The following is an 8,509-nucleotide window of genomic DNA, read 5'->3' as shown; positions in this document are numbered from 1 at the left end:
TCGTGCCGCTGGGGCGGCACGGGTGGGCGCAGCGGCACCCCGCACCGCCGGGCCGCGCACCCCACCCCCCGGCACGGACGCAGGCCCACTGACACCCCCCGTCGACTCAATCTCCGCGTCCATCACCTCGAAGTACCGGTCGGTCGCCGTCGCCGCCTCCTGACTCATCGCCAGCAGGAACCCGATCGACTCCACCGGCCACCGCAGCGCAAGCGCCGTCGACAGGAACGCCACCAGCGTCCCCGCAGACAACGCCCCGTCCGCCACCTGCACCGCCCCCACCACCAGCGCCGCCCCGATCGCCAGCTCCGGCAGCGTCACGATGACCGCCCAGATCGCCGCCAGCAGCCGCGCCTTGCGCAGCTCCGTGCCCCGCAGCGTGTGCGACAGCTCGTGGAAGGCGCGGGCCTGGCTGCGGTGCCGCCCGAAGCCCTTGATGATGCGGATGCCGAGCACGCTCTCCTCGACCACGGTCGTCAGGTCCCCGACCTGGTCCTGCGCGCGCCGCGCCACCTCGGAGTACTTCCGCTCGAAGACCGCGCAGGTGAGCATCATCGGCAGGGCCGGCCCGAGGATCATCAGCCCCAGCGTCCAGTCCTGCACCAGCATGATGCCCACGCCGATCAGGATCGTGACCCCGTTGACCAGCAGGAACGTCAGCGGGAAGGCGAGGAACATGCGCAGCAGCATCAGATCCGTCGTGCCGCGCGACAGCAACTGACCCGAGGCCCACCGGTCGTGGAAGGCGATCGGCAGCCGTTGCAGATGCCGGTACAGGTCCGCCCGCATGCCCGCCTCGACGCCCGCCAGCGGCCGGGCCACCAGCCAGCGCCGCAGCCCGAACAGCAGCGCCTCCGCCAGCCCCAGGAGCAGCAGGTACAGCGCGCCGAGCCACACGCCCGCCGGGTCCCGGTCGGCGACGGGACCGTCCACCATCCACTTCAGGACGAGCGGGATCACCAGCCCCACGCAGGAGGCGAGGATCGCGATGAACGCGGCGGTCGACAGCCGGGCCCGCACGGGGCGGACGTACGGCCACAGCCGCAGCAGGGAACGCACGGCGGACCGCTTGCCGACGGAGTCCGGGGCGGGGGCAGGTGTCGTGGGCATCAGCAGCGAGCCTACGGTTCACCACTGACACTTCCCACCGAGTTTCCGCCCGCGCCGGGGTCGTACGGAGGCATCGTCCGATCGGTTGATGCGCCGTCGAGCGCACCGGCCGATGTGCCGGACCCCGGTGTGCCGGGACGCTGGTGGCATGCCCGTCATCGAAGTCACCGACCTGCGCAAGTCCTACGGGGGCCGCCCCGCCGTCGACGGGGTGTCGTTCGCCGTCGAGGAGGGCGAGATCTTCGGCATCCTCGGCCCGAACGGCGCCGGCAAGACCACCACCGTCGAGTGCGTCGAGGGCCTGCGCGTCCCCGACGCGGGCCGCGTACGCGTCACCGGCCTCGACCCCGTGGCCGACCACGAGGAGGTCGCCCGGGTCCTCGGCGCCCAGCTCCAGCAGAGCGAGCTCCAGCCGAAACTGACCGTCCGCGAGGCGCTGGAGCTGTACGCCTCCTTCTACCGGCACCCCGCCGACTGGCGCCCGCTCGCCGAACGGCTGGGCCTCGGCCCCAAGCTGGACACCCGGTTCGCGAAGCTCTCCGGCGGCCAGAAGCAGCGCCTGTCCATCGCGCTCGCCCTCGTCGGCGCCCCGCGCATCGTGGTGCTGGACGAGCTGACCACGGGACTCGACCCGCGGGCCCGGCGGGACACCTGGGAGCTGATCGAGGACATCCGCGCGGGCGGCGTCACCGTCCTCCTCGTCACGCACTTCATGGAGGAGGCGCAGCGCCTGTGCGACCGCATCGCGGTCGTCGACCGGGGCCGCGTCGCCGCCCTGGACACCCCGGCCGGCCTGATCCGGCGCTCCGCGGGCGCGACCGTCATCAGCTTCACGCCGTCCGCCCCGCTGGACGACGGCGACCTGAGCGCGCTGCCCCACCTCGCCTCCGTCGACCACAGGGACGGCCGGATCACGCTGTCCGGCACCGACGAGACGGTGAACGCCCTCCTGACCCTCCTCGCCCGCCACCGCGTCACCGCCCACCAGCTGCGCGTCACCGACGCCACGCTGGACGACGCCTTCCTGGACCTCACGGAGACCACGGCATGAGCACCCCCGTCATCGTTCCGGCCGTCCTGCGCACGGAGATCCGCCTGTTCCGGCGCGAACCCGGCGCCGTCTTCTGGATCCTGCTCTTCCCCACCCTGCTGCTGGTGGTCCTCGGCTCGATCCCGTCCTTCCGCGAGGCCGACCCGTCCTTCGGCGGCCTGCGCCCCGTCGACGCCTATGTGCCGGTGGCCGTCCTGCTCGGCCTGATCTTCGGCGGGCTCCAGGGCATGCCGCAGACCCTCACCGGCCACCGGGAGCGCGGTGTGCTGCGTCGGCTCGCCACCACGCCCGTGCCGCCGTCGGCGCTGCTGGCCGCGCAGATGCTGGTCTTCGGCGGCACCTCGCTGCTGTCCGCCCTGCTCGCCCTCGCTGTGGGCCGGCTCGGCTTCGGCGTGACGCTCCCGGCGCAGCCGCTGGGCTACCTCCTCGCGCTGGTGCTCGCGGTGCTCACCTCGCTCGCCCTGGGCGCCCTGCTCTCCGCGCTGTCCCGCACCACGAAGATCGCCGGTGCGATCGGGTCGGCCGCGATGTTCCCGGCGATGTTCTGCGCGGGGGTGTGGCTGCCGGTGCAGGCCATGCCGGACGTGCTCGCCCGCGTCGTCGGCTTCACGCCCTTCGGCGCCGCCGCCCAGGCCCTGAACGCGGCCGCCGCCGGCGACTGGCCCGGCTGGGACCACCTAGCGGTGCTGGTCGCCTGGACGGTGCTGCTCACGGCGGCGGCCGCGCGCTGGTTCCGGTGGGAGTGAGCGGCTGGGCCGGGACGGGCGTGGCCGACAATGGCGCCATGACGGACACGACGGCGGTCGACGAGCGGTGGGCGGTGTTCCACCGCTGGGGCCCCTACGGGCTGCTGGCCGTCGGCACCCTGGTCTCCTGGTCGGCCGCCGACGCGGTCGGCATGACCACGGCCGAGCGCCGGGCGAGCGGCGCCCTCGTCGCCGCGGCCGTCGTCCTCCAGCTGGTCTGGAACCGGGCGGCGCGCACCCGCCCGGACCCCTCCGCGGCCGGCAGCTGCTACTACGCCGTCCGCTGGGCGATCGGCTTCGCCCTGACGTGGATGAACCCGCTGTTCGCCTTCTACGCGGTCGCCGGCTACTTCGGCGCCCAGCACCTGCTGCCCCGGCGCCTGGTGGGCGCCGGACTGTTCGCCACCGCCGTGACGCTCGCCGGTTCGCAGTCGGGCGGGCTGCCGCCGCACGGCGTCATGGGCTGGGTGCTCTTCGGGGCCATCCTCACCGTCAACAGCATGCTGCTGGCCCTCTTCGCGCACTTCGCCGCCCTGGAGGAGGCCCGTGGCCGCGCCCGGGTCGAGACCATCGCCGAACTGGAGCGCACCAACACCGCGTTGCAACAGGCCCTCGACGAGAACGCCGCCCTGCACGCCCAGCTCCTCGTGCAGGCCCGGGAGGCGGGCGTCGCCGACGAGCGCCGGCGGCTGGCCGCCGAGATCCACGACACGCTCGCCCAGGGCCTGACCGGCATCATCGCCCAGCTCCAGGTCGTCGCGAACACCCCGGACCCGGACCTGGCCCGCGAGCACATGGACCGGGCGACCGCGCTGGCCCGGCACAGCCTCGGCGAGGCCCGCCGCTCCGTGCACAACCTCGCCCCCGTCGCCCTGGCCGACGACGGCCTGCCCGGGGCCTTGGAGAAGACGGTGACGGAGTGGGGCGAACGCACCGGCGTGCGCGCCGCGTTCACCGCCACCGGCACCGCCGAACCGCTGCACGACGAGGTCGCGGCCACCCTCCTGCGCATCGCCCAGGAGGCCCTGTCCAACGCCGCCCGCCACGCCCGCGCCGGCCGGCTCGGCGTCACCCTGTCCTACATGGACGACGAGGTCACCCTCGACATCCGCGACGACGGCCGGGGCTTCGACCCGCTCGCCGTGCCCGCCCGCACCCGCGCCGGCGGCTTCGGTCTCGACGGCATGCGGGCCCGCGCCGAGCGCATCGCCGGGTCGCTCACCGTCGAGACCGAGCCGGGCCACGGCACGGCCGTCTCGGCTCGCGTACCGTTGGTCCGCCATGACTGATGACGCCCCGATCTCCCTGCTCGTCGTGGACGACCACCCCGTCGTCCGCGACGGCCTGCGCGGCATGTTCGCCGCCGCGCCCGGCTTCCGCGTCCTCGGCGAGGCGGCGAACGGCGCCGAGGCGCTGGAGCGGGCCGCCGCCCTGGACCCGGACGTGATCCTCATGGACCTGCGGATGCCCGGCGGCGGGGGCGTGGACGCCATCCGGGAGCTGACCCGGCGCGGCGCCCGCGCCAAGGTCCTCGTCCTGACCACGTACGACACCGACTCCGACACGCTGCCCGCCATCGAGGCCGGCGCGACGGGCTACCTCCTCAAGGACGCGCCCCGCGACGACCTGTTCACCGCGGTCCGCGCGGCGGCGCAGGGCCGCACCGTGCTGTCCCCGGCCGTCGCCTCCCGCCTGGTCTCGGCGGTCCGCGCCCCGAGGACGCCCGGCGAGGCGCTCTCGGCCCGCGAACGCGAGGTGCTGGCCCTGGTCGCCCGGGGTACCTCCAACAAGGAGATCGCCCGCGAGCTGTTCATCAGCGAGGCGACCGTGAAGACCCACCTCACCCACGTGTACGCCAAGCTCGGCGTCAACGACCGCGCCGCGGCCGTCGCGGTGGCCTACGACCGGGGCATCCTCGGCTGACGACGGGCCCGCCTCACGCCGCCGGGTACGGCAGCAGCCCGGCGTCGGTCTTCTCCCAGGCCGCCCTCAGCTCCGCGAGCAGCGCGGGCCGGTCCGCGGCGAGGTCGGCCTGCTCGCGGGCGTCGGCCGCCAGGTCGAACAGGTGGTCCCGGCCGTCCGCGTCGCGGTAGTACTTCCAGTCGCCGCGCCTGAGTGCCCGGTTGCCCCGCACCCGCCAGAACAGGTCGCGCTCGGGCACCTTCTCGCCGCGCAGCAGATAACCGGCGAAGCTGTGTCCGTCGAGCGGGTACGCCGGGTCGGGCCGGGCGCCGCCCAGCTCCAGCAGGGTGGCCGTCCAGTCGGGGGAGTAGACGGGCTGGTGGCTGACCTGGCGGGCGTCGACGCCGGCCGGCCAGCGCAGGATCGTCGGCACCCGGATGCCGCCCTCCAGCAGCTCCGACTTGCCGCCGCTGAGCGGCCACTGGTACGAGAAGCGCTCCCCGCCGTTGTCGCTGGCGAAGACGACGAGCGTGTTCTCCTCCTGCCCGGAGCGGCGCAGCGCGGCGAGGACCTTGCCGACCGAGGCGTCCAGGTTCTCGACCATCTCCTTGTACTTCTCCACCGAGCCGCCGTCGTTGTGCAGCAGCGCGCCCAGCACGTTCCCGGAGCGGATCTCGGCGGCGATCCCCGCGGCCGTCTCCTGGTCGTCCTCGGTCAGCCACGGCCAGTGCGGGGTGGTGAAGTTGAGGTTGAGCAGCCACGGCTTGTCGTGGTCGCGGCCGACGTACTCGACGGCCCGCTCGGTCAGCACGGTCGTGTAGTACCGCAGGTCCTTGTAGGTGGCGTCGCCCTCGTACAGGTCGTAGTCGCCGAGCTGGCCCAGCTTGGAGAAGTACTCCAGGGCGCCGCCGAAGTTGCCGAAGAACTCGTCCCAGCCCGACTTGGTGGGGCTGTGGTCCGGCAGCCAGCCGCAGTGCCACTTGCCGATGAGGGCGGTCGCGTAACCGGCCTTCTTCAGCAGGGACGCGAGCGTCGGGTGGTGCGGGTCCAGGCCCTGCGTGCGGTTGCCGATCGGCTCGGCCAGCCCGCCCTTCGTCCGGCCCGGAAAGCGGCCCGTGTAGAGGCTGAAGCGGGTGGGGGAGCAGGTCGCCGAGCCCGAGTAGGCGTCCGTGAACCGCACGCCCTGCGCGGCGAGCCGGTCCAGGTTCGGCGTCCGGATGTGCGGGGCGCCGTACGACGACAGGTCGGCCCAGCCGAGGTCGTCGCCGAGGATGAACAGGATGTTCGGGCGCCTGCGCGGACGCGCGGAGGCGGGGCGGGACCGGAACGGGCGCTCGGCGGGAGCGGCCGAGCCGGAAGCGGCCGACGCGTCGGCGGACGTACCCGCGACAGCCGTCACCGCCCCGCCGCCGACCAGACCACCGAAGACACGACGGGATATCTCGGGCATGCGTGATCCAGGGGGAAGAGAAGGGAGAGAGAAGAGGGAGAAGGCGCGGATCAGCGACATCGGAGAGCGGCTGCGGACCTCATGACCTGGGACGCTGCCAGCCGGGCCGGGAACCGGTCAAGAAGATCACCGACGCGTTCACGAAGCCGACAAGAAGCCGCAACACACGCCTCCCGCGGCCCCGCTCAGCCCGCCCGCAGCAGCAGCACCGTCCGGCCCGGCACCGTCACCGGCGCTCCCGCCGCGTACTCCTCGCCCGGTGCCCCCGACTGCTCCTCCCGGCCGGTGTCCACGACCACCTCGTACCGCTGTGCCCACGGCGCCGCCGGCAGCACGAACTCCACCGGCGCCTCGCCGGCGTGCAGGACGGCGAGGAAGCTGTCGTCGGTGATCGGCGCCCCGCGCTCGTCCCGGCCGGGGATGTCCCGCCCGGAGAGGTACATGCCGAGGGTGGCGGCGGGCGCGTACCAGTCGCCCTCCGTCATCTCCGTGCCCCGCGCGGTGAACCAGGCCAGGTCGCGCAGGCCGTCCGCCGAGTGGGCCCGGCCGGAGAAGAAGGCGCGGCGGCGCAGCACCGGATGCCGGTGGCGCAGCGCGATCAGCCGGGAGGCCAGCTCGAACAGGGGCCGCCAGTCCGGGTCGTCCAGCAGGCTCCAGTCCACCCAGCTGATCTCGTTGTCCTGGCAGTACGCGTTGTTGCTGCCGCGCTGCGTGCGCCCCATCTCGTCGCCCGCGACCAGCATCGGCACGCCCGTCGACAGCAGCAGCGTGGTCAGCAGGTTGCGCAACTGGCGCCGCCGGAGCGCGCGGACGCCCTCGTCGTCCGTCTCGCCCTCCGTGCCGCAGTTCCAGGACCGGTTGTCGTCCGCGCCGTCCCGGTTGCCCTCGCCGTTGGCCTCGTTGTGCTTGCGCTCGTAACTGACCAGGTCGCGGAGCGTGAAGCCGTCGTGCGCGGTGACGAAGTTGACCGACGCGTACGGCCGCCGCCCGCCCCACGCGTACAGGTCGCTGGAGCCCGACAGGCGGTAACCCATCTCCCGCACGTCCGGCAGCGCGTGGCGCCAGAAGTCCCGTACGGCGCCCCGGTAGCGGTCGTTCCACTCCGTCCACAGCGGTGGGAACGCGCCCACCTGGTAGCCGCCGGAGCCGACGTCCCACGGCTCGGCGATCAGCTTCACCCGGCGCAGCACCGGGTCCTGCGCGATCACCGCGAGGAAGGGGGAGAGCATGTCGACGTCGTGCATCGAGCGGGCCAGCGCCGCCGCCAGGTCGAAACGGAAGCCGTCCACGCCCATCTCCGTCACCCAGTAGCGCAGCGAGTCGGTGATCAGACGCAGGACGTGCGGCTGGACGACGTGCAGGGTGTTGCCGCAGCCGGTGTAGTCGGCGTAGCGGCGGACGTCGTGCTGGAGGCGGTAGTAGCCGCGGTTGTCGATGCCCTTCAGGGACAGCGTCGGGCCCAGCTCGCCCGCCTCCGCCGTGTGGTTGTAGACCACGTCGAGGATCACCTCGATGCCCGCCTCGTGCAGCGCGCGCACCATCCGCTTGAACTCGCCGACCTGCTGCCCCGTCGTACCGGAGGCCGCGTAGGCGGCGTGCGGGGCGAAGTAGCCGACCGAGTTGTAGCCCCAGTAGTTCCGCAGGCCCCGCTTCAGCAGATGGTCCTCGTGCGCGAACTGGTGCACCGGCAGCAGCTCGACGGCCGTCACGCCCAGCTTCACCAGGTGCGCTATCGCCGCCGGGTGCGCGAGACCCGCGTACGTGCCGCGCAGCTCCTCGGGGATGCCGGGGTGCCGCTTGGTGAAGCCGCGCACGTGCAGCTCGTAGATGACCGAGTCCGCCCATGGTGTCTTGGGCCTGCGGTCGTCCGACCAGTCGTCGTCATCGTGGACGACGACGCCCTTCGGGACGTACGGCGCCGAGTCCCGGTCGTCGCGCACGGTGTCCGCCACATGCTGCTCGGGCCAGTCGCGGACGTGCCCGTACACCTCCGGCGGCAGCGCGAACTCACCGTCCACCGCGCGCGCGTACGGGTCCAGCAGCAGCTTCGCCGGATTCCAGCGGGCGCCGGTCCACGGGTCCCAGCGGCCGTGCACCCGGAAGCCGTAGCGCTGCCCGGGCAGCACGCCCGGCACGAAGCCGTGCCAGATCTCGTGCGTCAGCTCGGTCAGCCGCACCCGCCGCTCCGCACCCCCGGGACCCGGCCCGTCGAACAGGCACAGCTCGACCGCCTCCGCCCCGCCCGCCCAC

Annotated in this window: 7 protein-coding genes; 4 read left to right on the top strand and 3 right to left on the bottom strand. The window is 73.5% G+C overall.

The window, feature by feature from the left end:
• Positions 1-1,110, bottom strand: a 1,110-nt coding sequence (locus tag GTW67_RS36655; RefSeq protein WP_237519209.1) for an ABC transporter ATP-binding protein, incomplete at its 3' end; no start/stop codon positions are given.
• A gap of 148 nt (positions 1,111-1,258) precedes the next feature.
• Here GTW67_RS36655 and GTW67_RS36650 point away from each other — a divergent pair.
• From GTW67_RS36650 to GTW67_RS36635, 4 genes are read left to right on the top strand one after another with little or no spacing between them, the layout of a single operon-like run.
• Positions 1,259-2,161, top strand: coding sequence for an ABC transporter ATP-binding protein (locus GTW67_RS36650; RefSeq protein WP_161169021.1), 903 nt, complete (start codon positions 1,259-1,261; stop codon positions 2,159-2,161).
• Positions 2,158-2,907, top strand: coding sequence for an ABC transporter permease (locus tag GTW67_RS36645; protein ID WP_161169020.1), 750 nt, complete (start codon positions 2,158-2,160; stop codon positions 2,905-2,907). Before GTW67_RS36650 ends, GTW67_RS36645 begins: the two co-directional genes overlap by 4 nt.
• Before the next feature lie 38 nt (positions 2,908-2,945).
• Positions 2,946-4,196, top strand: a complete 1,251-nt coding sequence (locus tag GTW67_RS36640; RefSeq protein WP_161169019.1) for a sensor histidine kinase — start codon at positions 2,946-2,948, stop codon at positions 4,194-4,196.
• Entirely contained in the window at positions 4,189-4,830 is a 642-nt protein-coding gene (locus tag GTW67_RS36635) for a response regulator (RefSeq protein ID WP_161169018.1), read from the top strand. The genes GTW67_RS36640 and GTW67_RS36635 overlap by 8 nt, the downstream gene beginning before the upstream one ends.
• A gap of 13 nt (positions 4,831-4,843) precedes the next feature.
• Here GTW67_RS36635 and GTW67_RS36630 read toward each other — a convergent pair whose 3' ends face one another.
• Positions 4,844-6,259, bottom strand: coding sequence for a sulfatase family protein (locus GTW67_RS36630; RefSeq protein ID WP_161169017.1), 1,416 nt, complete (start codon positions 6,257-6,259; stop codon positions 4,844-4,846).
• A 185-nt stretch (positions 6,260-6,444) separates the two neighbouring features.
• The coding region (gene glgX / locus GTW67_RS36625) for a glycogen debranching protein GlgX (RefSeq protein WP_161169016.1) at positions 6,445-8,509 on the bottom strand (2,065 nt) is incomplete at its 5' end.

Source organism: Streptomyces sp. SID5910 (assembly GCF_009862125.1).
In the GTDB taxonomy this organism is placed as follows: domain Bacteria; phylum Actinomycetota; class Actinomycetes; order Streptomycetales; family Streptomycetaceae; genus Streptomyces.
This window is presented reverse-complemented; position numbering and strand designations above follow the sequence as displayed.

Coding starts and splice junctions, on each gene's coding strand:
- GTW67_RS36650 (WP_161169021.1), top strand. CDS start 1,259: ATGCCCGTCATCGAAGTCACCGACCTGCGCAAGTCCTACGGGGGCCGC.
- GTW67_RS36645 (WP_161169020.1), top strand. CDS start 2,158: ATGAGCACCCCCGTCATCGTTCCGGCCGTCCTGCGCACGGAGATCCGC.
- GTW67_RS36640 (WP_161169019.1), top strand. CDS start 2,946: ATGACGGACACGACGGCGGTCGACGAGCGGTGGGCGGTGTTCCACCGC.
- GTW67_RS36635 (WP_161169018.1), top strand. CDS start 4,189: ATGACTGATGACGCCCCGATCTCCCTGCTCGTCGTGGACGACCACCCC.
- GTW67_RS36630 (WP_161169017.1), bottom strand. CDS start 6,259: ATGCCCGAGATATCCCGTCGTGTCTTCGGTGGTCTGGTCGGCGGCGGG.